Raw genomic sequence first — 20,803 nt, forward strand, 5'->3', positions numbered from 1 at the left:
TCAGGCGGCTGCACCCGCCCCTGTTTCAAATTTCGTGATCGTGATTTCTACCTTCCCCTTCGGGAAAACGGGTCCCCACTCCAGCAGCATTCTCTTTACCTGGCTGTCGTCCTCCCAGACTCCTGCGTGGGTCAGTGCGTCAAACAGCGCCTTGTTGTAGTTGTCCAGATCCCTGATCCGCTTGTCTGGCGGATACAGGATAATTTCTACCGCTGCCGGGGCTGTTGAAGGTTTTGGCAGACGGCGTAACTGCTCAATCACTGCCGCGCACGCCTCGCTCTGATACTTCCGGCCGCTGGCGCTGACCATGTGACGACCTTTAAGCGATCCCTTATTCGGAGCCCGCCAGTAGGTGTTAACGCTGGGTGGAAATGGCAATGTCAGTTTCATGCCGCCCCCTACAGAATCGCCACGAGATCTTTCGCTGTCTCGCGGGTACTGCCCTTACTCGATATTGAGCGGCGGGCGCTGATATAGCGGATTTCGAAGCCGTGCTGTGAGTACAGGTCGATAACGCGCGGCGCGGTGGAATTGCCGATCACAACCCTGGCGCCGCGCTGATGAGCGGCAACGCAACATTCCGCCAGCGCGATATGATCATCCCAGGTAAATCCACCAGCGGCGTAATGAGTAAAACCAGCCGTGCCGGGCATCGGTTCGTAGGGTGGATCGCAGTACACAACATCACCCTCCCCCGCCAGCGCCAGCGTCCGGCGAAATCCCGCCGCCATGAATACGCAGTTGTGCGCCATTCTGGTAAATGCCCTGATTTCTTCTTCCGGGAAATAAGGCGACGGGTATTTGCCCCAGCCGACATTGAACTGGTTATTGCGGTTGTACCGGATCAGGCCATTGAAGCAGTGACGGTTAAGGAAAAGAAAAGCGGCGGCGCGTTCCGGACCGTCCATCACCTGAGCATTGAACTCTTCCCGTAACGCCATATAGCTTTCGGCGTCATTGAGGCGGTCAAACATTACCCTGGCGTGCCTTATCACCGTATCCGGTACAACAGCCAACATCTGGTACAGGTTGATAAGGTCGGTATTCACATCGGCCAGCAGGAAGCAGGCGTGTTTGTCTGAGTTGAGAAACACCGAGCCACCACCGACAAACGGTTCAATCAGGCGCATCCCTGCCGGAATGATCTGGTACAGATCGGGTAACATGGAGTATTTACCGCCAGCCCATTTCAGGAACGGGCGGCGCCAGGAGCGCGAAGCGGATTCATCAACAGATATCGTTACATCACTGCTTTCAATACAAACGGATTCACTGGTCATTCCACATTCCCCACAAATCGCCCTGCCAGATAAATCTGTTCACCCGGTCTGACCGGCTTTTTGCAACTATCAAGGCACCTCTGGCGCTGGCGCAAAAATGCTTCGCGCTCGCCAGTCAACTGGCTTTCGCTAAATGCCTCCAGCCACACCGCTGAGGCGCGCTTAAACAACCCTCTGGATTCCAGGTCTTCAGCGAGGCTTACCAGCTTTGCCAGCACCATCGGATCACCCGAACCTGTGCGACCTGACCTTTTCTGTCGTAGCGTCAAAATCACTGCCTCGTCCTTGCCTGCGTAATAGCGAAATACATCTCCATCCAGGCGGCGGTTAACACGCTTACACCGATACAACTTGCTCGCTGAACGCTGCACATCAAAGCGTGCGTATTCAGGAAAAGCATCGGCAATCTCATTTGATGTCAGCCCCGGATTAAGCTCGATAAACGCCTGCACTTTTGCTAACAGACTCATCCTCTGAATCCCTCCGGAATCGTTGTATCAACCGGACCAAAAGCCATCACATCGCGTTTCTTCGCCCCCCAGTCAGCGCGTTTAGGCCGTCCCTTCTGATCCCAGCGGGTAGCGCTTTGCAGATAGCTCTCGAATTTCTTCGGACCGAACAGCGTTTCCGGGCGCATGTACTGGTACTGCTCGTCGTTCTCGTGCCAGTGCTCATGCTTCAGGTCGATAACCAGTTGCAGGTCTGCAACGCTGTACCCCTCACGCAGTCGGGCACGGATGTTTTCCAGGGAGGTTTTTGACTTCTGATACCGGGAGCCACTTACCTGGTTCAGGTGGGTTAAAACCTCAATCGCCTGATCGGTGATCATCACTTCGGGGTCAGGTTGCGCCGCAACCGGACAAGAAGGGGTTTTACTCTCCTGTGTAATCTCCTGAGTAGTCTCTGTGTAATCTCCTGTAGGAAAGATTGTGGGATCGCCACATGCTTGTTCGTTGGGTTGCCCCGTACTTGTTTGCGGTGTTTCCACATTCTTGTTTGCGGCATTACCGCAATCTGGTTTGCGGGGTTGCACCAATCCAGATTGCGGGGTTTCCACATTCTGGAAGTCCCGCAATCTGGTTTTCTCCTGAGCGCCCTTTTTCACTGGCTTCGCCGTTTCCAGCAACAGCGCTTCAAGCCGTTCGGTGTTGATGCGGTAGTACATGGTGGCAGGTACACCGCGACGGGCTTCTTCCAGTACACCAAGTGCTACCAGACGTTTACGTGCTGTTTCCTGTTCGTCGCGGGTTAGCGCCGTTTCACTGGCAATATCAGCCTGTGTTTTGTACATCCAGCCGCCATCCATCCGGTTATGCCAGTAAACAAGCTGGGACAGGAATACTGCCGCAACCGGGCCAGCTTTTACCTTCCCGGCTTTCAGTTTTGCAAAAGCAGGGTTGTAGGCGATGGGGCGATCGAGTAATTGAATAAGGGAACTCATGCAGCACCTCCGAGATGCTTCATGTTTTTGCCGGAACGAAAGGCAATAAGCGGCATGTTGACGCGGTAATTACGCCCAAGAGGCTCACAGACAACCTTCTGACATTCGCGATCGACCAGGCTAATACGCAGAACGTACCCTTCTGGTGTGCTGTACCACTGTCCTGGACGAGGGCAATGAAAACGTTGGCTGGTGAACCGTTTAAAAATATTCCGGATCATTTGCGCCCCCTTACCTCTGAACGGTTCAGTGTCATATTGATAAGGCTCTCAAGCGCCGCAGCGTCATTGATGCGGTCGTACAGGCTTACGGCCAGCGGAGATTCCACTTTTTCCAGCATGGGATAAAGCTGCTGTAACCAGACCTGATGAATGGATGAAATGTAGGAATAGAGAACGCTGGCATTATGTGCTGCATCGCTCAGCACCGACGGCTTTGAAAGCTGTTTCTCCATCTGGTTAAAGGCATTGATGTATGCCTCTTTGAACTGGGCAGCACGTTTACCCGTGAAACCCATAGCAAGGAAAGCAAATCCGTCGCGGGTTATTTGATAGCAAGGTAGTTTGCGGCCAGATGCGTCGGTGTAATCACTCACCGCAAAATTGCGGGCAGTAAACTCAGGAGAGCAATCAAGTGCGCGGATCTTTTTCAGAACATCGTCATGACGTTTGGTGAAGTAGTCGGCAACAGCAAGGGAAGAAGTAACGGCTTGCCCGTTAATAACACTGATTTCAGGTTGAGCGAGAGTTGGGACTGTAGCCATGATGGCCGCCTCCGATAACTTGGATGTGACTCCACCACCGGAAACGCCAATTTCACTGGTGGTGAACTGAGCAGGGTTGGCGTAACCGGCGTTATCGGAAACCGGCGCACCTTTCGGTGCCCCCACCCAGCCCACCATAATTTGGATATAGCCGAGCTGCGACAATAAAAAAGACGCAGGCGCGTCATTTGTCGCCGATAACAATTCCAGGACGCCAATCCCGGCACCCGCTTTATGAGGTGCCTGAACAGTGTAACGTCCCGGAATTGCAGAATCAATGTGTTCCTGGCGCTTCACACTCAACAAAATCACGCCTGAATTTCCACAAAGGGCTAAAACACTCATGCGGATAGCCCTTGCGCAGATAGATAACGCGCTCAGTTTCTGGTTCCCAGCGAATGACATGGACATAAAGTCCCCTTCCATCCCGAAACCAGCGGTTAAGTTCCTGCACGAGTCATCCCCCACGGTCAGGCTGTGTTCCCTGTGGTTACGCACGACCAGGCTATTTGGTAATCTGCATTCATGACGCAACGGCCGGTACTCATACATCCCCGGTTGTTGCGACAAACGGTTATTTACCGTTAAACTGTTCATGCGTTGGTTTTCTCCATAAAATTTGACGCCACGGCGCCCGGAGCTGCACACTCGCGGGCGTCACCCTTTTCTGGCGCGCAAAAAACTCTGTATACCAGTGTCGAATGCTGTTGCAGCTTTGCGATCGCCTGATACAACTCCTCATCAATCACGGCTTTTTCATGTGGCTCAATAACGCCATCTTCGATAACTACCCTGATTTGCTGGGAATAACTGGTGATCTGCTCAATCGCTTCCAGCAGGCGCTGATTAATATCTGCGTTATCCACTTCTTCCATATCTGCCAGCGGAACAAAAACGCCACCTGATGCCCTGGCTACTGAATGTGCCAGGTGATAGGTTCCTCCGGCACGTTGCAGTACCAGCGCCCACCCAATCGGGAAGATCTGATCACCACCAGTACGCAGGCGGTTAAACAGAGCATCTTTGGTGACATCCAGCCATTCCGCAGCTTCTTCATAACCGCCATGCAGACTGGAAATCGTCTTTTTAATCGCAGCCACCAGCCAGCGGGGCTGCTTTTCAACTTTCCATTCAGGTTCATGTCCCACGGATCTACTCCTTCTGCTGTGGTGGCGGTCAAATCGCCGAATCACTAAGCTGATATCTGTTTGGATACAAAATTTGCATCTCGCTAATTTCTCCGGCGTAAAATTGAGCCAGGCGCTCAGCAAGCTCTGTTGAAGGAGCCTGCTCGCATCTTTCAACCCGGCTTAATGTTGCAGGATCAACCTGAACCCCTTTAGCGACGTGCTGTAAAGTATAGCCATGCGATTTCCGCAATTTTCTCAATGATGATTGCATAAAACCTCCTTCTTTTGCGTATGTCGCATGTTATTTCATATAACAAACTTGCGCAAGTTGATTTGCATAATGCGCAAAAAATTAATGTAATGAACGCATGAATATAGGAAACCGTGTCAGACAACTTCGCCGCGCGAAGAACATGAAAATTGCTGAGCTAGCAGAAGCCATCGGCGTGGATGCCGCAAACATCTCTCGTCTGGAGACTGGCAAGCAAAAGCAATTCACCGAACAAACACTTTCTAGGCTGGCTGACTGCTTAGGTGTTGATATAGCAGAACTCTTTACCTCAGACCCAAAAGGAAATACTGTATGTAAACACAGTGATATAAGGAAGGATTCAGCTAACGTGAAGGATTTGTTCCGTATCGAGATACTGGATGTCAGTGCAAGCGCCGGTAATGGACTCATTCAGGGCGGTGATGTTATCGATGTAATCCATGCTATCGAATATAACAAGGACAAAGCATTAGCTATGTTTGGCGGGCGCCCTGCCGCTGAGCTTAAAGTGATTAACGTGCGCGGTGACAGCATGGCGCCAACAATTGAACCGGGAGATCTTATTTTTGTCGATATAAGCATCAACCAGTTCGATGGTGATGGCATCTATGTCTTTGGCTTTGATGATAAAATATACGTAAAAAGGCTGCAGATGATCCCCGATAAATTATTGGTGATATCTGATAACACTAACTACAGGGAATGGAGTATTACCAAAGACAACGAGTGCAGGTTCGGCGTTTTTGGCAAGGTTCTGATAAGCCAGACGCAGTCACTCAAACGACACAATTAATAGAAAGCGTCGACAAGGCCACCATTATGGTGGCTTTTTTTTTGACTCAAAATTGCATATATCGCAATTTTATACTTGCGCAATGTGCAATTTAAAGGTAATTTGCATTCATAGAGCAGCGAACAGGCAGGACGCCCACGAAGTAGCCGCCGGTGGCATACGAATGACCGGATGAGTCGCAATGATGCATTACACAGGAGTTCAGATGAATAACTACTACACATGCTCCTTCTGCGGGGCCAATGAAATGGATGCAAAAAAAATTATCGCTAAAGGCGGTAATGCTGATCCAGCAATCTGTTCTGAGTGCGTTGTTCGCTGCGTAGGTGTTCTGGCAAATACCAGTACTACCGAAAGCACAAGAAGTACGGAAATGAATAATGCTGCCAGCATCGAATTCTGGCAGCTGATAACAGCTCTTTCAGAGATGGCTATTTCTTCTCTAAAAGCTGCTCAAGAGATGGGAGACGAAGAAAGCGCCTGTTTAATAGCCAAAAAACTGTCAGTTAAGTTCGATTATGCGCCTTGTCGAGAAACTGTTTAATCAGGTCAGCAAACTCAGATGCACTGCTCTCTCCTGAGTTATTTAACGCATCACAAACGGCATAAGGCTTGTGCTCCAGCGGAATTCTGGTAACCAAAAGGGCCACCGCAATCTTTAGAGCACGAACATCAGCGGCAAGGCCTTCATTGGAAGAATCACTATTCAACGTAGTTTCTAAAATAGGCATAAAAAATCCTTTAAAGCTGTGGGGCTTATAAGGATACCACCGAGCCTGATGTGGTGAAAAGACAGGCACACAACGATGAGAGTATTGACGAGCAAGGCATAAGTGCTGGTTCGATTCCAGACAGACCTCTTTAGTGAGGTGGGTTGGGCAGAGAAAAGGTCCGTTCAATTCGGACACCGGTAATGCTCTCATCGTTGTGGTGAATGCGGCTCAGCGCACGCGGGTAAGGTTGAAGCTGACAGTCGATCCTCTGTAGTTAAGCACCCGTCTGGCGTGCAACCTTCGCCAGATACCGGGAGGCACCCGGCACCACAATGTTATTGCTGTGTGAAGTCTTGTCGGCGTCCGGCTCTTCCAACAACAGGAGGAAGGCGACAGTGTTCTGCCGTGACGCCGACCTTTTTACACAACAGAAAAGAGCATCTCCGCGCGACGGGCTCATTACCCAATCCACCCGGAAAGCTGTTACAGCAGGTGCTCTTTTCTGTTTTGTGGAGAAACCAACTGGCGGTGGCAACCGCCATCTTGAGGGGTTAACGATGAATGATGACCGCATGACCGTAGTGCCCGACTTTCTGGGCGAACTGGATACCGGAGTGTTCATGAACAAAATCGCGGCAGCGCTGAATACTGTCGGATTAGGCGTTCTGAATAACGGCAATAAAGGCAAGGTAGTGCTCACCTTTGATTTTGAGCGCATGGGAAATTCAGTCGAAGAGAAGCGCGTCAAAATTAAACACAAGCTGCAGTACAGCACTCCGACGCCGCGCGGTAAAGCGTCAGAAGAGGACACAACAGAAACCCCAATGTGGGTTAACAAGGGCGGAAAGCTCACCATACTGCAGGAAGATCAGGGTCAACTGTTCAGTATTAAAGGCACTACTGACGGAAAGCTTAAAGCGGCTCAGTGAACCGCAGCTAACCAATTCACTGCCACCACTTCGATCATTAGTTAATAAGGAATTTTTATGTCTCAGTTAGACAGCGGCACTTTTCAGCAGGTAAAAGACCTGGTTCTTTCTGGCTATCACCTGAACGATATTCAGGGGCTGGCTTGCCCGACAGCATTATTGCCTGCCGGGACAGGTGTTGAAAGCCTCGAACGCTTTGCTCTGGAGCGTTTCCGCTTCCGCGGCGCCATGACTACCACCAGCATTGAAGACTTTGTCCGTTATTCAAAGGGCTATGCCAGTGCAACCGAAAAAGCACGCTGCTTTATTGATGCTGACCATATGACAGCTCGCTCAGTTTTCAATATTGGTACGCTGGATAACCCCGGTCATGCAGACAACGTTGCTTCTATCACGCTGAAACAGACTGCACCATTCCGCGCCCTGCTCCAGATCAACGGGGAACGCCTGAAACAAAAACAGATCGCCGAATGGCTTGAAGACTGGAGCGATTATCTCCAGGCGTTCGATTCTGACGGTAACACAATGCAGATTTCACAGGCTGCCCAGGCTGTTCGCCGCATTACGATCCAACAGGCAACCCAGCAGGATCATGAAGATGGCGATTTCAGCGGTAAGAAATCCCTTATGCAAAGCATTGAGGACAGCAGCAAAGACGTTATGCCGGTGGCTTTTGAGTTCAAATGTGTTCCGTATGAGGGTCTCGGTGAACGTGCGTTCAGCCTCCGCAACAGCCTCCTGACCGGTGATGAACCTCGCTTTGTTCTGCGTATCGTACAACTGGAAGCGCAGGAAGAAGCGATCGCCAATGAATTCCGCGACCTGCTGATCAGCAAATTCGACGGTGAATCAGTAGAAACGTTCATCGGTAACTTTAAAGCGTAATTGCTCTGCATTAAATCCCCGGCGCCGCGGGGATTTATTGAAGTGTAATTCTGTTAATTATCGCCACTAGGCGAGGGATTCGCACAACCAAAATTCACGCGGTGCAGCGCGAAATAAATTATAAGGAGAACCAACGATGAGTTTTATTCAAACACTTTCAGGTAAACAATTTGATTATCTCAGCGCAACTATTGACGACATTGATATTGAAGATATCGCCGTGGCGCTTTCCAATATTTGCCGCTTCTCCGGACATCTCCCTGAATTTTATAGCGTGGCGCAGCATTCCGTACTGTGCAGCCAGCTTGTATCACCGGAGTTTGCCTTTGAAGCCCTGATGCACGACGCAGCCGAAGCGTATTGCCAGGATATCCCTGCCCCATTAAAAGCGTTACTGCCTGATTATAGCGAGATTGAGAAACGTACCGATCAACTGATCCGCTTTAAGTTTGGCTTGCCACTGGAAGAAGCCAGCGTAGTGAAGTATGCAGATCTGACCATGCTGGCAACTGAACGCCGCGATCTGGATATTGATGACAGTATTCCCTGGGTAATACTGGAAGGTATCCCCCCGACAGATTTATTCGAAATCTACCCACTTCGCCCCGGTCAGGCTTTCGGCCTGTTTATGGCCCGCTTTAATGAACTGATGGAGCTACGCCAATGTGCTGCATAAAAGATAAAGAGTCTGTAGTGAAGGCAATCAGATCAAGACGTTTGTGGGAGCGCGTTGAAGGCGGTGCAGCATGACAGTCCATACATTGAAGCAATGCCGCCCGGACCAGGAAGAAACTGAGTATTTATGGAAGCTGTTTCATGCTGCACAACGTAATGATGCTCGCTGGCACGGTAGTGAAATCAGCATTATCGCCGATAAGCTATCCCGGACGGATTTAGATCGTAACCAAAAATTGTTCCTTCTCCGCTCCTGGCAAGTGCTGGTAGACGACAAAGGTGGATTCGGGTGCTTTATGGGTGCCTTTGATACTTACGTCTACAACATGCAAGACCCGGATGATGACTGCGTAGCGTGGAAGCCTGAACTTAGCAACCTGCTGTGTGACGGGCAATTGTTGGACGTGGTTATCGATGCTTATCAGTCTGCTCGGCAGCGCATAGCAGAACTGGAGGCGCGGACGGTCAACCTGTCAAAACGCAGCGTTGGCGAAGTCATGCACATGAGCGGATTCAGCCGGGATTATGCCGAGGGTTGGTGTGCTGGTAATGACAATGCGATACACGAAATACGCACCGCTGGCATCAAGGTTAAGGGGGAGTGATATGGCTACTTTGACGAAACAGGAAAAAGCCTGGGTAAAGAAACTCAATAAGCTACTGGCGGAGTGTCCCTCAAATCGGATCGCGTTTGCGACGACTGGCGATTGTGAAGTATCGCTGTTTGATGTGACTCGCTATGACGAAATTTTTGATGAAGTAGAGAAGGGGAAAAGCGAATTTATCCCTTCCGCTATGCGTATCGGCGCAACCTTTAATGAGTGCCTGACATTTCCTAACCAGGTTGAAAGCACGGCAGGCTGAGGACTAACCCATGACCACTATTACCAAAGAATGGCTACAGCAAACTATCGCTGAATTTGAAAACACTCGCGACGATATTCCGTTTGGTCTCGACGATGATGACGCCAAAATTTTGTTGGTGTTGAAGCGGGCGCTGGCATCGCTGGATGCTGAGCCCGTGCGATACCTGAATAAATTTTCCGGTACATGCGTGACGTTAGAGCAGCAGTCAAACGCTGCAGATGATGTTGCCGTGTATATACCGCTCTACACAGCACCGCCAGCGCCGGTAGTGCCGGAAGAGGCTTACAGCGACGACTGCCCTGACTTATACGCCAGTCAGCCGGAAGCTTGGGCTGCTGGCTGGAACGCTTGTCGCGCTGCCCTGCTTCATGGTGCCGAACCTGTAAGCCAAACTTACGAGTTGCCACAAACGCAGTTTGAGCAGGTTGCTGACCTCTACGAAATGCAATTTGATGATGGGCGCACCTGCGCATTCCACACAGATGGTGCAAAAGCTGCTCAGTGGTTGCTCGCATGCGATGGTAATAAGGTGCAGGAATACGTCAGGCTTGAGCGCTATCATGAGGCTCTTATTGGCAACTCTCCGGTAATTCCGGATGATTGGGTTATGGTGCCGAAGAAACTAACTGCTGAGAACGGTGCCAAGAGTTTGCTATCCGGTGAGTTTTTAGAAACTACTTTTATAAGCTTTCCTGAATGCTTGGCCGACGAAGAATGCGAAAGCTGCGACGGCAGCGGGCGAATTAAAATTGAGGTTCCTGTCAGCTGGACGACGATTAAGGCTATTTGGAATAAAGGCGTTGAACATTTTCGTAGCAGCACCGCAACAGGGGACAACTAATTTATGAATAACTTGATGATCGACCTTGAAACTATGGGTAAAAAACCTAACGCGCCTGTTGTCTCCATCGGTGCTGTGTTCTTCGATCCGCAAAGTGGTGAAATTGGACCTGAGTTCTATACCGCCGTTAGCCTTGAAAGCGCAATGGAACAAGGTGCCGTTCCTGATGGCGATACCATTCTATGGTGGTTAAGACAAAGCCCGGAAGCGCGAGCGGCTATTTGCGCTGATGCAGTATCTGTTACGACCGCGCTTATTGAGTTCAATGACTTTATCACCTGTCACGCCGACGATTTGAAATACCTGAAGGTATGGGGTAACGGTGCCAATTTCGATAACGTTATCCTGCGTGGCGCTTTCGAACGTGCAAGCCTCCCCTGCCTGTGGAATTACCGGAACGATCATAACGTCCGCACGATGGTTACTTTGGGTCGTGCAATCGGCTTCGATCCCAAACGTGACATGCCGTTCGAAGGCGATATGCACAACGCGCTGGCTGATGCCAGGCATCAGGCGAAATACGTTTCAGCTATCTGGCAGAAACTGATCCCGCCCACCAGCAACAATATCTGATTTAAACCGGGTGCAGCCGGTTAGATGGAGAAGCAACTCATGAGCGATCGCTTCCTGACTGAGGAGGAACTGGAAGATGCTACAGGAGCAAGCCAGAAGTCACTCCAGAAAGAAGTATTAACGCTGAACGGTATTTATTTTATAGAACGCCGGGACGGTTCAATCAGAACAACCTGGTATCATATAAATCACCCAGTTTCGCGCCTTCTTCCACCAGCAGGGTATCAGCCTGTACCAGGCATGAATTTTGACGCTATAGAGAGTTAACATGGGTCGCAAACGTGCGCCCGGTAATGAGTGGATGCCAAAGGGTGTATTCTTTCGCCCTTCTGGTTACTACTGGAAACCGGGAGGATCAACAGAAAATATAGCTCCAGCTGATGCAACTAAAGCTGAGGTCTGGGTGGCTTACGAAAAAAAAGTTGAGGGTAGAAAAAACAGAATTACATTCACACAATTATGGCGAAAATTTCTTGCCAGTGCCGATTATGCTGATCTGGCCCCAAGAACGCAGAAAGATTATCTGGCACATGAGAAATATATACTTGCCGTATTTGGTGATGCCGAAGCTAAAGCAATAAAGCCAGAACATATCCGGCGTTATATGGATGCCCGTGGGCAAAAAAGCCGTGTCCAGGCGAATCATGAACACAGCTCTATGTCGCGCGTATTTCGTTGGAGTTATCAACGTGGTTATGTTCCTGGTAATCCTTGCGTTGGTGTGGATAAGTTTCCTAAGCCTCAACGCGATCGATATATTACCGATGAAGAGTACAGAGCGATATATAATAACGCAACGCCAGCCGTCAGGGCTGCAATGGAAATAGCTTATTTATGTGCTGCCAGAGTTTCTGATGTATTGAAAATGAACTGGAATCAAATACTGGAGAAAGGAATTTTTATTCAGCAAGGAAAAACCGGAGTTAAACAAATTAAATCCTGGACAGATCGCTTACGTGATGCCGTTGAAATATGTCGTGAATGGGGAGAGGAAGGCCCTGTTATCAGGACTATGTATGGCGAGCGTTATTCTTATAAAGGATTTAACGAGGCGTGGAGAAAGGCGCGAAAGGCTGCGGGGGATGATCTGGGACGTCCTCTTGACTGCACTTTCCACGATCTAAAGGCAAAGGGGATTTCAGACTATGAGGGAACGGCGAAAGACAAGCAGAAGTACAGTGGCCACAAAACCGAATCCCAGGTTCTTGTTTACGATCGCAAGGTGAAAATGAGCCCAACCCTGGACAGGAAGCGTTGAGCTTTTCGATGTGCGCCAGTAAAAATTCTGGCGTTTTTTTCTCACCGAATTTTCTCATTTTTTCTCAACGTGATTTTCATCACTATAAGAAAATCACGTAAGTGCTTGAATAGTGGCGGAGAGAGAGGGATTCGAACCCTCGGCGGAGTTACCCCCGCAACGGTTTTCGAGACCGGTCCGTTCAGCCGCTCCGGCATCTCTCCGTATATTGCAATGATGCCAGGTAATTTGGCATTTTAACAGACCCTATTCGGGTAATTTTGTTCAAGTGACGAGTTTACGAGCAAAACGATGATTAAGTGGCCCTGGAAAGCACAAGAAATAACCCAGAACGAAGACTGGCCGTGGGATAATGCGCTGGCTATACCTCTTCTGGTAAACCTCACCGCGCAAGAACAGGCTCGGCTTATTGCGCTAGCCGGACGTTTTTTGCAGCAGAAAAGACTGGTAGCGCTACAGGGATTTGAGCTCGACTCGTTAAAAAGTGCACGTATTGCGTTAATTTTTTGCTTACCGATCCTGGAGCTCGGTATTGAGTGGCTTGATGGTTTTCATGAAGTGCTCATTTATCCCGCGCCCTTTGTGGTAGATGATGAATGGGAAGATGACATAGGTCTGGTGCACAGCCAGCGTGTCGTACAGTCGGGGCAAAGCTGGCAACAAGGGCCCATCATTCTGAACTGGCTGGATATCCAGGACTCGTTCGATGCTTCGGGTTTTAATCTCATTATTCATGAAGTCGCGCACAAACTGGATATGCGTAATGGCGATCGCGCCAGCGGCATCCCTTTCATCCCGTTGCGCGATGTGGCTGGCTGGGAACACGATCTCCACGCGGCAATGAATAATATTCAGGATGAAATCGATCTTGTTGGCGAAAGCGCTGCCAGTATAGATGCCTATGCCGCCACCGACCCTGCAGAATGTTTTGCCGTGTTGTCAGAGTATTTTTTCAGCGCGCCAGAACTGTTTGCTCCACGTTTCCCGGCGCTATGGCAGCGTTTTTGCCAGTTCTATCGCCAGGATCCTTCTCAGCGCTTACGGGTAAGCGCTGCCGAAGGCGACTACGGCGAGGAATCCGAACATTAATTCCTCACTTTGTGGGTTAATTAACCAATTGAATTGGCGCGTTAATTTTACTGTTGACACGTTATAGCCGGCCCAGTATTATGCGCCTCGTTGAAACAATTCCTCTGTAGTTCAGTCGGTAGAACGGCGGACTGTTAATCCGTATGTCACTGGTTCGAGTCCAGTCAGAGGAGCCAAATTAAGGAAAGCAGACGTTTACTGACGTCTGCTTTCTGCATTTATATCAACCGATTATCCCTTTCGTCAGGTTCACTCTCGTTCACTAAAAACCACTCGAAGCCATACCCTTTTGCTGGTAAAGCTGGTTCGATTTGCGTTTTACCAGCACGCGGAGGGAACCGTCATGTCACTGACTGATACTAAAGTAAAAAATGCCAGACCAGCGGAAAAGGCCGTCAAGCTCGCTGACGGGTTTGGCCTCTATCGATTCAAAATACTGGCAGTCAGGCTATCGCTTTAATGGCAAACAGAAGGTGTTTTCTATTGGGGTTTACCCTGCGGTTTCTCTTGCTGATGCCAGACAACGCCGTGACGAGGTCAAAAGGCTGCTGGATCAGGGGATTGACCCGAACGCAAAAAACAGGCTGATGAAAAAATCCTTCAGGAAAAGCGCGATAAAACCCGCTCGTTCCGTGTCGTCGCCAAAAGCTGATGCACCATAATTCTGCCTATGATATTGACGGAAATCTTTTCGCCTGCACCAGAAATTTATCTGCCATTTCCGCTACCGGCGTCAGACTGCCTGTATCAACCATTTTCACAAAATATTTCACGTCTAAAGTTCATTCTACTCCCTGCCCTTAATCTCTACGGCGTTATGTCTCAGAATTATTTGCCAAGTGCCTGCCAGTTTTTCACGTTTCATCAGACGCTGGTACATAGCCATTGCGGTAAGGTCACAGCATTTGACTTGTGCAATTACAGACAAAGTTGCGCCATGCCGGAGCAAAGTAGGAATTAGATCAAAACTTCAACGCTTTGTTGTTTTTGTCAGCAAACAAACGCGCAACCTTATTTCCCCCTTTGACAAGCCGATCGCACATCGTTACTATGCGCCCCGTTCACACGATTCCTCTGTAGTTCAGTCGGTAGAACGGCGGACTGTTAATCCGTATGTCACTGGTTCGAGTCCAGTCAGAGGAGCCAGATTTTAGTTTCGGGACATCCTGGCGAGTCCGGAGACGTTTAAAAAACAAGAAATTATCTTTACCCGGTTGATCTGATAAGGTTTGCCGGTTTTTTTGACATCCATAGTTTTTGGGGCTTAATCGGGCCTCACGGTTCGTTGAGTAAATGGAGCCCCCTCCTATGGCATTAACCGATACCGCTGGCGGCACGCAGACCGATCCGGGTACAGGAAAACCGTCAGAAAATCCACCCGCCGCTCCCAATAAGCCCACTCCACCGAAAGAAGAAACGCCGCCCGGCGCGCCGGAGAAATACGCGTTCACCGCCCCTGAAGGTCAGGAACTCGATACCAGCGCGCTGGCGCAGTTCGAACCAGTGGCGCGTGAACTGAACCTGACGCAGGAGCAGGCGCAGAAGCTGGTGGACGTCTATCCGAAAGTGCTGGCGGGAGTGCAACAACAGCAAGCGGAGTCATGGCAGAAGCAAACAGAAGACTGGGCTGCGGCAGTTAAAGCCGATAAAGACATTGGCGGTGACAAGCTGGCGTCTAATCTTGGCGCAGCTCAGCGGGCTATCGACACGTTCGGTACCAAAGAACTGAAAGAGTATCTCGATGGTACCTGCGCCAGATCTCTGGTCAATGCTGCACCGTGACGGAAGCGATTCCACCCGGCACCTGTTACCACATCAGCGCCTTTTACTTTACGGGCTGCGGCCTGCAAAGACGTCCGGCTTTGCTGCCGCGTGACCGTCAATCTGCGCCAGAATCCGCGATCTTTCGCGCCCGGCACTCAACCGGTGCGTCACTTTCGTCGCGCAAAGCGACAAAGTGACGCACAACCACTACACCGCGCCATGCCCCTGTTTTCAGGGTTCCGGCGTTCATTCCCGAATCTGACACGCCTTTTTGGGGCCGCTGTCAGCAAGAAAGAAGAGAAAAAGATCGATACCGAGGGAGGGGCTGATGCCCCGGAGAATTTCTGCTCACGCAGGCAGCCTGTACCGCGTACAGGCTGAAACTCCCTATACCTCAACAAACTGCCACTCCGGCGTAAAGGTATCGTTCTGGCGCAGCCAAAGAGCATACGCCGGAGACTGTTCGTGTTCTCAAAATCATAGGAGAAGTGTATGGGCAAGTTAGGTGGTGAAATGAAGGCACTGGCAAAGCACTGTGGCGGTAGCCATAAAACGGTGAACGATTGCATTCATATCGTGCAGCGTTTCGATCACCACTTACGGGCTTTGAACGTCCATATCCAGCGGGTTGCGCAGATTAAGGTGCGCCACATTGAAAGCTATATTCATGAAAGGTTGGCGCAGGGGATCGGCAAACGCACGCTGCAAAATGAAATGGCCTCGCTGCGCGCTGTTCTGCAACAGGCCGGGCGTAAACAGGTGGCAGAGCATGAGTGGCTGACTAATAAATCGCTGGGTCTGGCTGGTGCATCGCGCAGCGGGACGCGACAGGCGATCACGCCGGAACATTATCATCATGTTCTGGAGACGGCCCGCATGAAAGATCCGGGACTGGCGGCGGCGCTGGAACTGGCGAGGCTGATGGGCTTACGTTCACAGGAAGCGGTGCAGAGCGTGCAATGGATCTGGGGCATGGGGACGGGCGTGGGCGGTATGTGGCGCAGGTGTATGGGCAAATTTGACAGCTGGCTAAGAGCGAGCAGCGGATGGAGCAGGTTACCACCGTTCACAGTTAGTGAAAGACTGGGCGGAGGTGGTAAATATCAGGCTGCATTACCTTCCCCCTTACAGTCCAAACCTGAATCCGATAGAACGAATGTGGAAATTAATGAACGAACATGCCCGGAATAATCGCTACTTCAGCAGTACGCGAGAGTTCAGGGACGCAATATCTGTCTTTTTTAACCAGACGCTGCCGGATATAGCGGACTCACTGACATCCCGAATTAAAGATCACTTTCAGGTGCTCACTCCCGCATCTTGAGGTTTATTGGGTATATAATCGTTAATAATCATCAGCGCGTTATTATCAAATTAAAAACAACGCGCTCGTAATACTTAAATTATTCTTACTGGTAACTGAAGAAAACTCTCTCCTGCCAGAATATGCTCCTCGCATCCTTTACATTAACTCTTTGTTTCTATAGCATGAAATAAGTTTCAGGGAGTTATTATTCATACAAGGAGAACATCTTGAAGAAAATATTCATAACAATTATAGTTTCATTATATTGCGCGAATATATGTGCAAAACAATCCCCCAGTACAGAATCCAAACCCGTTAATTTTATCGCCCAAATTGAAAATATCGATTTTAATAAAACCGCCATTAGCAGTGACCTGAAACTTTTACTCGCCGACCGTTATTATTTTAAAGATAAAACACCCTGTAATACTAATACCCTTTCTGCGCGCGCAGAATCAATGGGACTGACGACAGAAGAATATATTAATAAAATACGCAGTTTAAGACCGGCTATTCTCGATGACCGTTATTTTTACCTGACGGTCGATCAGTGCGATGCTGGCGGCACGCCCATGCTGACTGGAATCGAGCTATGTACCGAAGCGCTGTGCGGTGCCGAATACATGAAAAGATCGTCTGACTTGTGGCTGGATGATGAACTGCAACCGACGGTTAAACGTCAGGCAACAACAGTAGTCCATATGCCCCTCCCCTATGACAAAGAGAAAAAATTATGGAAAGTCACCGGCTGGTATCTGGAATCCTCAGAAGAAACAGGGGAGGTGATGCAGAGTAAACAGATAGCCTTTGAAGGCTATACCAACGAAGAAAACTTCGCTAACCGACAACGTGTTTCTGTATTTAAATCTTTCTATGAAAGCGGCAATCTCAAAAATATTTATCATTATAATGCGCAAAATAAGCGTGACGGAAAAGCTGAAACTTACTTTGATGAAAAAGACAAAATAGCGGAAACGCTGACGTTTAAAGATGGTCAACCCGAAGGGGAATACATCGTATACCATGAAAACGGAGCCGTTGAAAGTAAACGTTACTTTGCCCAAGGTAAAATTAAAGATGGCGAATGCCCACATTTTTATGATAACGGCGTTTTAAAACAAAAACACAGCTATTTAAATCAGAAACTGGAAGGCCCGGCATTTGAATATTTCCCTGATGGGAAAATAAAGGGGAAATATTCATACAGAAAAGGCACCATTGTCGGCACCAGTACGGAATATTATTCTACCGGTAAAATTCGTGGTGTTTACCACAGAAATAACCAAGGTGAAAACGACGGAACGTTCGAACAATACAGTGAAGAGGGCAAACTCCTTTCTAAAGCGACTTATAAAAATGGCAAACAGCTTTCTGCTCAGAGCTGGTATGGAAATGGGCATCCCAAAGAAGAATCCTCTTTTGATAGTGAAGGCCGTAAACATGGTGCGGTCAAAGAATGGTTCAGCAACGGAAAGCCTGCCTCATCCAAAATGTATAAACATGATGTGTTAGACGGGGATTCCGAAAAGTGGTACGAAAATGGTCACCGCGAATCAGTCTATCCCTATAAAAACGGTATGCTAAATGGGGATGCTAAGCACTGGAATGAACAGGGCAAACTCACCTATACCACCGAATATAAAGACGATAAAAAGCAGGGAGCCGATCGCCGCTGGAGCGAACGTACCGGTAAACTTGTTGAAGAGGTTATGTTTGCTAATGATGAAAGAAACGGCCTGAAAAGAGAGTTTAACGATCGTACGGGTAAGGTCTTAAGTGCGCTGCCCTATGTCGATGGCGACAAGGAAGGTACAGAAGAAGCCTATGATGAAGACGGCATAAAATACATCCGTTGTTACCACAACGATGAAGAGCTTTCAGAGCTATATGCGCCGACTGACGTCACCAATAAGGCAAAGCAGGGTGACAGCACTGCGCAATATCATTTAGGTAAGTATGAGTTTGAATGCACAAACTACGATGCGGCGATGAAATGGTTAACTCAGTCCGCAGAGCAAAATCATCCCGGCGCGCTTCTCTTTTTGGCCTATGCGTACAACGACGGTGATGGCGTAGCGCAAGACAGCAAAAAATATCTCTCCTATTTATTCAAAGCGGCAGAGCTTGGCGAAAGTGATGCGCAGTTAGAAGTGGGATATTTAAATCTTATCGGCGAAGGAATGCCGAAAAACCTGCCGGAAGCCTATAAGTGGATTAAAAAATCCGCTGACCAGGGAAATGCTCAGGCGCACTATAACCTTGGACTCATGTACAGGAATGGTGATGGCGTTGAGAAAGACCTCAACAAAGCCAAACTTCATCTTACAGCGGCGATAAAAGGCGGCGTCAAACCTGCACTGGCAGCCTTAAAGGAATTAACGCCTCAAACTAAGTAAATATGACTTTGCTGTAAAGAGGCTATTCAAACGGAACTGAAAGGATACACGTTGCTATGAAATTTAAATTCGCCACATTACTCACAGCCGCCACGGTTTTTTACTCTTATCAGAGCGTTGCACAAAGTCAGCAATCGCCTGATGTCTGGTCAGTTGTCGAACAGAAACTGCAAAATGCCGTCCCTTTAAATGAAAACACCACTTTTAAATCGCAGGCAGCCTGGTTTGAATTACACAGGGAACTGTTTATGTACGGCCCGATGAGCCGTGCGGATGCATTACTGAAAAAGCTGGACACACAATCGAATGATGCGAAGTTTTCGCTAAACCATGAGGCCTCGTGGATCGCTGAAAATAATAGCCAGGATGCCGCGATGGTTTTCCTGTCCAAAATTGGTCTCGATAAACCGTCGAGCATTACCGCCTACGAGAGCTACGTTGATGGCTGGGTTAATCGCAAACAGCCTGAAAAAGCCTTAGCCCTTCTTAGCAAAAATGCCGACGCGAGGAATTTTTATTTAGCCACGGTTTTAAAATCCTGGCACTCAGATCCTGATAAAACCGCCTCTATTTATAATGAAAATTACGCTGATAAAATTGTTGTTCCTTATACTCAGCTAAAAATGCTGCTTATTATTGCGAAGCAGTACCATGCCAAGGGCGACACCGCAAAGGCGTTGGTTTACGCAGATAGCGCGCTGAAAATGTTTGATACGGCTATTGCTCAACAACCGAGTGCTGAAGCCTACCGTTATCAGGAGTATCTCGACCTGATGGAGATCTATTACGCCACGGGTAATAAAGAGAAGGCGATGGCGTTGTCTGCGAGATTGCGCAAAGCAACCGACAATAAAGGAAGCTATTTCCAGTATTCATTACCGGGATTGCTCTCTTTTTATAAGAAAAACGAGCTGACACAGAATTATCAGGAGACGCTTTCAACCTATGTGACGCAGGCCGATAAAATATTCAATTTTGCCCCTTCGCCGCGCATTGAAATGGAGCTGATTGATTTATTAAGCAAGCTTGATGATGTTGCGCTGATGAATAAGCGTATCGATTTGCTGATGAGCGCGCCGGAATATACCTGCTACGACGACAGGTATTGCTACGAGTACAAAATCAAAGCGCTGAAGAATCTCTTTCAGCATAAGCAGAATGCTGTGGCGGAAAAGCATATCGCAACCCTCTCCGCCGAGGCGCAAACCCTGACGTTCGCCGAATGGGAAGATGCAACAAATGAAATGGGTGAAGTACTCAAAGAAATTGGTCATCCTGAGGCAGCGCAAAAATTAGCCGTCAGCGCCGAGGCGATTTACCTCAGCCAAGCAAAAGCCTGGCCTGATGAAGATATGTCGCGTTCCTTTCAAAGACTTGCGGAGCTTTACAGCTATGGCAACGACACGGTGAATGCCAAACGGGTGTTACACCAGCACGTTCCCTCTCTCGAAGAGGAGGCGATGATCGACCACTACATGAATGCAAAACAGTGGAGTCAGGCAAGGGAATTGATGATTAACGCAGATAGGGTCGATAATAAAAACCTGATGCTGTTACGCCAGATTTGTTCTGAAAACACGCCCGAGTGTCAGGAACATATTACCTTTACGCTGAAAAAATTAACCACGCAGGCGTCGATTACCCGCCAGGACGACACCGGTAATCAGCAGCTTTATCAGATTGGGAATATTTTTCACAGATTGGGTATCATACCGGGAGCGGAACAGCAGGCGCTGATTCAGGCGTTGTATAACAAGGCCGCAGAGCCTAAAAAAGCCACGCCTTAATCGATTTACCCGCCCGGCCACCTTTCTCACATGCGGGAAGGC

25 protein-coding genes, 3 tRNA genes and 4 pseudogenes are annotated in these 20,803 nt (G+C 49.0%); 20 read left to right on the plus strand and 12 right to left on the minus strand.

All coding sequences use genetic code 11. The features are described from left to right. The 9 genes and pseudogenes from ACFK9X_RS14505 to ACFK9X_RS14545 all read right to left on the minus strand — a co-directional run bounded on the left by ACFK9X_RS14505 (window position 1) and on the right by ACFK9X_RS14545 (window position 4,885). Window positions 1-390: a RusA family crossover junction endodeoxyribonuclease gene (locus tag ACFK9X_RS14505; RefSeq protein ID WP_151116824.1), complete on the minus strand. Its 390-nt coding sequence runs from the start codon at window positions 388-390 to the stop codon at window positions 1-3. A gap of 8 nt (window positions 391-398) precedes the next feature. Beyond that, a complete protein-coding gene (locus tag ACFK9X_RS14510) occupies window positions 399-1,280 on the minus strand; it encodes a Dam family site-specific DNA-(adenine-N6)-methyltransferase (RefSeq protein ID WP_118998777.1) in 882 nt (293 codons plus the stop codon). Then, entirely contained in the window at window positions 1,277-1,750 is a 474-nt protein-coding gene (locus ACFK9X_RS14515) for a PerC family transcriptional regulator (protein ID WP_000054228.1), read from the minus strand. The genes ACFK9X_RS14510 and ACFK9X_RS14515 overlap by 4 nt, the downstream gene beginning before the upstream one ends. Then, on the minus strand, window positions 1,747-2,721 hold the full coding sequence (locus ACFK9X_RS14520) for a conserved phage C-terminal domain-containing protein (RefSeq protein ID WP_151116826.1): 975 nt from the start codon (window positions 2,719-2,721) through the stop codon (window positions 1,747-1,749). Before ACFK9X_RS14520 ends, ACFK9X_RS14515 begins: the two co-directional genes overlap by 4 nt. Further along, window positions 2,718-2,942, minus strand: coding sequence for a hypothetical protein (locus ACFK9X_RS14525; RefSeq protein WP_000620702.1), 225 nt, complete (start codon window positions 2,940-2,942; stop codon window positions 2,718-2,720). Before ACFK9X_RS14525 ends, ACFK9X_RS14520 begins: the two co-directional genes overlap by 4 nt. Next, window positions 2,939-3,889 (minus strand): Rha family transcriptional regulator, encoded by a 951-nt coding sequence (locus ACFK9X_RS14530; protein WP_337194576.1) that lies wholly within the window; start codon window positions 3,887-3,889, stop codon window positions 2,939-2,941. Before ACFK9X_RS14530 ends, ACFK9X_RS14525 begins: the two co-directional genes overlap by 4 nt. Beyond that, window positions 3,843-3,938: pseudogene (locus ACFK9X_RS14535) on the minus strand (DUF4222 domain-containing protein); the annotation flags it as partial. The pseudogene ACFK9X_RS14535 and the gene ACFK9X_RS14530, both read right to left, overlap by 47 nt. A 139-nt stretch (window positions 3,939-4,077) precedes the next feature. Beyond that, window positions 4,078-4,632, minus strand: a complete 555-nt coding sequence (locus tag ACFK9X_RS14540) for a YmfL family putative regulatory protein (protein ID WP_000509735.1) — start codon at window positions 4,630-4,632, stop codon at window positions 4,078-4,080. Between the two features lie 28 nt (window positions 4,633-4,660). Continuing rightward, a complete protein-coding gene (locus ACFK9X_RS14545) occupies window positions 4,661-4,885 on the minus strand; it encodes a helix-turn-helix transcriptional regulator (RefSeq protein WP_001191959.1) in 225 nt (74 codons plus the stop codon). Window positions 4,886-4,982: 97 nt separating this feature from the next. Between ACFK9X_RS14545 and ACFK9X_RS14550 the strand changes: the two genes are divergently transcribed. Further along, window positions 4,983-5,678, plus strand: a complete 696-nt coding sequence (locus ACFK9X_RS14550; protein ID WP_042826881.1) for a S24 family peptidase — start codon at window positions 4,983-4,985, stop codon at window positions 5,676-5,678. Between the two features lie 205 nt (window positions 5,679-5,883). Further along, window positions 5,884-6,222, plus strand: coding sequence for a ClpX C4-type zinc finger protein (locus ACFK9X_RS14555; protein WP_001067432.1), 339 nt, complete (start codon window positions 5,884-5,886; stop codon window positions 6,220-6,222). Here the strand turns inward: ACFK9X_RS14555 and ACFK9X_RS14560 are convergent. Beyond that, the gene (locus tag ACFK9X_RS14560) at window positions 6,185-6,409 is read right to left on the minus strand and encodes a hypothetical protein (protein ID WP_151116830.1); all 225 of its coding nucleotides are present in this window, start codon (window positions 6,407-6,409) and stop codon (window positions 6,185-6,187) included. The genes ACFK9X_RS14555 and ACFK9X_RS14560 overlap by 38 nt on opposite strands. 539 nt (window positions 6,410-6,948) lie before the next feature. Here ACFK9X_RS14560 and ACFK9X_RS14565 point away from each other — a divergent pair. From ACFK9X_RS14565 to ACFK9X_RS14605, 9 genes are all read left to right on the plus strand, one after another. Next, window positions 6,949-7,320: a hypothetical protein gene (locus ACFK9X_RS14565; RefSeq protein ID WP_079810063.1), complete on the plus strand. Its 372-nt coding sequence runs from the start codon at window positions 6,949-6,951 to the stop codon at window positions 7,318-7,320. A 57-nt stretch (window positions 7,321-7,377) separates the two neighbouring features. Beyond that, the gene (locus ACFK9X_RS14570) at window positions 7,378-8,205 is read left to right on the plus strand and encodes a YfdQ family protein (RefSeq protein WP_151116832.1); all 828 of its coding nucleotides are present in this window, start codon (window positions 7,378-7,380) and stop codon (window positions 8,203-8,205) included. A gap of 136 nt (window positions 8,206-8,341) precedes the next feature. Continuing rightward, on the plus strand, window positions 8,342-8,881 hold the full coding sequence (locus ACFK9X_RS14575) for an HD family hydrolase (protein WP_151116834.1): 540 nt from the start codon (window positions 8,342-8,344) through the stop codon (window positions 8,879-8,881). Between the two features lie 70 nt (window positions 8,882-8,951). Beyond that, on the plus strand, window positions 8,952-9,485 hold the full coding sequence (locus tag ACFK9X_RS14580) for a hypothetical protein (protein ID WP_151116836.1): 534 nt from the start codon (window positions 8,952-8,954) through the stop codon (window positions 9,483-9,485). 1 nt (window position 9,486) lies between these two features. Continuing rightward, on the plus strand, window positions 9,487-9,744 hold the full coding sequence (locus ACFK9X_RS14585; protein ID WP_000224241.1) for a hypothetical protein: 258 nt from the start codon (window positions 9,487-9,489) through the stop codon (window positions 9,742-9,744). A 10-nt stretch (window positions 9,745-9,754) separates the two neighbouring features. After that, on the plus strand, window positions 9,755-10,588 hold the full coding sequence (locus tag ACFK9X_RS14590) for a hypothetical protein (RefSeq protein WP_000208069.1): 834 nt from the start codon (window positions 9,755-9,757) through the stop codon (window positions 10,586-10,588). A gap of 3 nt (window positions 10,589-10,591) precedes the next feature. Next, window positions 10,592-11,161 (plus strand): 3'-5' exonuclease, encoded by a 570-nt coding sequence (locus ACFK9X_RS14595; protein ID WP_151116838.1) that lies wholly within the window; start codon window positions 10,592-10,594, stop codon window positions 11,159-11,161. Window positions 11,162-11,200: 39 nt separating this feature from the next. Then, window positions 11,201-11,428, plus strand: a complete 228-nt coding sequence (locus tag ACFK9X_RS14600; protein WP_001527041.1) for a DUF4224 domain-containing protein — start codon at window positions 11,201-11,203, stop codon at window positions 11,426-11,428. Window position 11,429: 1 nt separating this feature from the next. Beyond that, complete coding sequence (locus tag ACFK9X_RS14605) at window positions 11,430-12,419, plus strand: tyrosine-type recombinase/integrase (protein ID WP_000532847.1); 990 nt, start codon at window positions 11,430-11,432, stop codon at window positions 12,417-12,419. 113 nt (window positions 12,420-12,532) lie between these two features. Here the strand turns inward: ACFK9X_RS14605 and ACFK9X_RS14610 are convergent. Further along, window positions 12,533-12,622, minus strand: a tRNA-Ser gene (locus tag ACFK9X_RS14610). An 88-nt stretch (window positions 12,623-12,710) separates the two neighbouring features. Here ACFK9X_RS14610 and mtfA point away from each other — a divergent pair. The 5 genes and pseudogenes from mtfA (at window position 12,711) to ACFK9X_RS14635 (ending at window position 15,290) form a co-directional block, all read left to right on the plus strand. Continuing rightward, window positions 12,711-13,508 (plus strand): DgsA anti-repressor MtfA, encoded by a 798-nt coding sequence (mtfA, locus tag ACFK9X_RS14615; protein ID WP_151116840.1) that lies wholly within the window; start codon window positions 12,711-12,713, stop codon window positions 13,506-13,508. A gap of 100 nt (window positions 13,509-13,608) precedes the next feature. Then, window positions 13,609-13,684 (plus strand) — tRNA-Asn (locus ACFK9X_RS14620). A gap of 167 nt (window positions 13,685-13,851) precedes the next feature. Then, window positions 13,852-14,157: pseudogene (locus tag ACFK9X_RS14625) on the plus strand (Arm DNA-binding domain-containing protein); the annotation flags it as partial. Window positions 14,158-14,578: 421 nt separating this feature from the next. Further along, window positions 14,579-14,654 (plus strand) — tRNA-Asn (locus ACFK9X_RS14630). A gap of 162 nt (window positions 14,655-14,816) precedes the next feature. Next, window positions 14,817-15,290, plus strand: coding sequence for a peptidase (locus ACFK9X_RS14635; RefSeq protein WP_001219015.1), 474 nt, complete (start codon window positions 14,817-14,819; stop codon window positions 15,288-15,290). A 97-nt stretch (window positions 15,291-15,387) separates the two neighbouring features. On the opposite strand, the gene ACFK9X_RS14640 is transcribed toward ACFK9X_RS14635, so the two are convergent. Then, on the minus strand, window positions 15,388-15,522 hold the full coding sequence (locus ACFK9X_RS14640) for a hypothetical protein (RefSeq protein WP_263641773.1): 135 nt from the start codon (window positions 15,520-15,522) through the stop codon (window positions 15,388-15,390). A gap of 242 nt (window positions 15,523-15,764) precedes the next feature. On the opposite strand from ACFK9X_RS14640, the pseudogene ACFK9X_RS14645 reads away from it, so the two are divergent. The 4 genes and pseudogenes from ACFK9X_RS14645 to ACFK9X_RS14660 form a co-directional block, all read left to right on the plus strand. Further along, window positions 15,765-16,232, plus strand: a pseudogene (locus ACFK9X_RS14645) (phage integrase N-terminal domain-containing protein); the annotation flags it as partial. Window positions 16,233-16,317: 85 nt separating this feature from the next. Beyond that, window positions 16,318-16,596: pseudogene (locus ACFK9X_RS14650) on the plus strand (transposase); the annotation flags it as partial. A gap of 683 nt (window positions 16,597-17,279) precedes the next feature. Next, window positions 17,280-18,974, plus strand: coding sequence for an SEL1-like repeat protein (locus ACFK9X_RS14655; protein WP_151117949.1), 1,695 nt, complete (start codon window positions 17,280-17,282; stop codon window positions 18,972-18,974). Window positions 18,975-19,030: 56 nt separating this feature from the next. After that, window positions 19,031-20,761 carry a hypothetical protein gene (locus tag ACFK9X_RS14660; RefSeq protein ID WP_151116842.1) on the plus strand — a complete coding sequence of 577 codons (1,731 nt, stop codon included), beginning with the start codon at window positions 19,031-19,033 and terminating at the stop codon, window positions 20,759-20,761. Window positions 20,762-20,803: the final 42 nt, after the last annotated feature.

Origin of the sequence: Salmonella sp. WC3, from assembly GCF_042932255.1 — a bacterium.
GTDB lineage: Bacteria > Pseudomonadota > Gammaproteobacteria > Enterobacterales > Enterobacteriaceae > Salmonella > Salmonella enterica.

What these genes read in the sequence shown, in the direction of transcription:
- ACFK9X_RS14505 (WP_151116824.1), bottom strand. Translation starts at nt 390, where the DNA reads ATGAAACTGACATTGCCATTTCCACCCAGCGTTAACACCTACTGGCGG.
- ACFK9X_RS14510 (WP_118998777.1), bottom strand. Translation starts at nt 1,280, where the DNA reads ATGACCAGTGAATCCGTTTGTATTGAAAGCAGTGATGTAACGATATCT.
- ACFK9X_RS14515 (WP_000054228.1), bottom strand. Translation starts at nt 1,750, where the DNA reads ATGAGTCTGTTAGCAAAAGTGCAGGCGTTTATCGAGCTTAATCCGGGG.
- ACFK9X_RS14520 (WP_151116826.1), bottom strand. Translation starts at nt 2,721, where the DNA reads ATGAGTTCCCTTATTCAATTACTCGATCGCCCCATCGCCTACAACCCT.
- ACFK9X_RS14525 (WP_000620702.1), bottom strand. Translation starts at nt 2,942, where the DNA reads ATGATCCGGAATATTTTTAAACGGTTCACCAGCCAACGTTTTCATTGC.
- ACFK9X_RS14530 (WP_337194576.1), bottom strand. Translation starts at nt 3,889, where the DNA reads ATGTCATTCGCTGGGAACCAGAAACTGAGCGCGTTATCTATCTGCGCA.
- ACFK9X_RS14545 (WP_001191959.1), bottom strand. Translation starts at nt 4,885, where the DNA reads ATGCAATCATCATTGAGAAAATTGCGGAAATCGCATGGCTATACTTTA.
- ACFK9X_RS14550 (WP_042826881.1), top strand. Translation starts at nt 4,983, where the DNA reads ATGAATATAGGAAACCGTGTCAGACAACTTCGCCGCGCGAAGAACATG.
- ACFK9X_RS14555 (WP_001067432.1), top strand. Translation starts at nt 5,884, where the DNA reads ATGAATAACTACTACACATGCTCCTTCTGCGGGGCCAATGAAATGGAT.
- ACFK9X_RS14560 (WP_151116830.1), bottom strand. Translation starts at nt 6,409, where the DNA reads ATGCCTATTTTAGAAACTACGTTGAATAGTGATTCTTCCAATGAAGGC.
- ACFK9X_RS14565 (WP_079810063.1), top strand. Translation starts at nt 6,949, where the DNA reads ATGAATGATGACCGCATGACCGTAGTGCCCGACTTTCTGGGCGAACTG.
- ACFK9X_RS14570 (WP_151116832.1), top strand. Translation starts at nt 7,378, where the DNA reads ATGTCTCAGTTAGACAGCGGCACTTTTCAGCAGGTAAAAGACCTGGTT.
- ACFK9X_RS14575 (WP_151116834.1), top strand. Translation starts at nt 8,342, where the DNA reads ATGAGTTTTATTCAAACACTTTCAGGTAAACAATTTGATTATCTCAGC.
- ACFK9X_RS14580 (WP_151116836.1), top strand. Translation starts at nt 8,952, where the DNA reads ATGACAGTCCATACATTGAAGCAATGCCGCCCGGACCAGGAAGAAACT.
- ACFK9X_RS14585 (WP_000224241.1), top strand. Translation starts at nt 9,487, where the DNA reads ATGGCTACTTTGACGAAACAGGAAAAAGCCTGGGTAAAGAAACTCAAT.
- ACFK9X_RS14590 (WP_000208069.1), top strand. Translation starts at nt 9,755, where the DNA reads ATGACCACTATTACCAAAGAATGGCTACAGCAAACTATCGCTGAATTT.
- ACFK9X_RS14595 (WP_151116838.1), top strand. Translation starts at nt 10,592, where the DNA reads ATGAATAACTTGATGATCGACCTTGAAACTATGGGTAAAAAACCTAAC.
- ACFK9X_RS14600 (WP_001527041.1), top strand. Translation starts at nt 11,201, where the DNA reads ATGAGCGATCGCTTCCTGACTGAGGAGGAACTGGAAGATGCTACAGGA.
- ACFK9X_RS14605 (WP_000532847.1), top strand. Translation starts at nt 11,430, where the DNA reads ATGGGTCGCAAACGTGCGCCCGGTAATGAGTGGATGCCAAAGGGTGTA.
- mtfA (WP_151116840.1), top strand. Translation starts at nt 12,711, where the DNA reads ATGATTAAGTGGCCCTGGAAAGCACAAGAAATAACCCAGAACGAAGAC.
- ACFK9X_RS14635 (WP_001219015.1), top strand. Translation starts at nt 14,817, where the DNA reads ATGGCATTAACCGATACCGCTGGCGGCACGCAGACCGATCCGGGTACA.
- ACFK9X_RS14640 (WP_263641773.1), bottom strand. Translation starts at nt 15,522, where the DNA reads ATGAACGCCGGAACCCTGAAAACAGGGGCATGGCGCGGTGTAGTGGTT.
- ACFK9X_RS14655 (WP_151117949.1), top strand. Translation starts at nt 17,280, where the DNA reads ATGCCCCTCCCCTATGACAAAGAGAAAAAATTATGGAAAGTCACCGGC.
- ACFK9X_RS14660 (WP_151116842.1), top strand. Translation starts at nt 19,031, where the DNA reads ATGAAATTTAAATTCGCCACATTACTCACAGCCGCCACGGTTTTTTAC.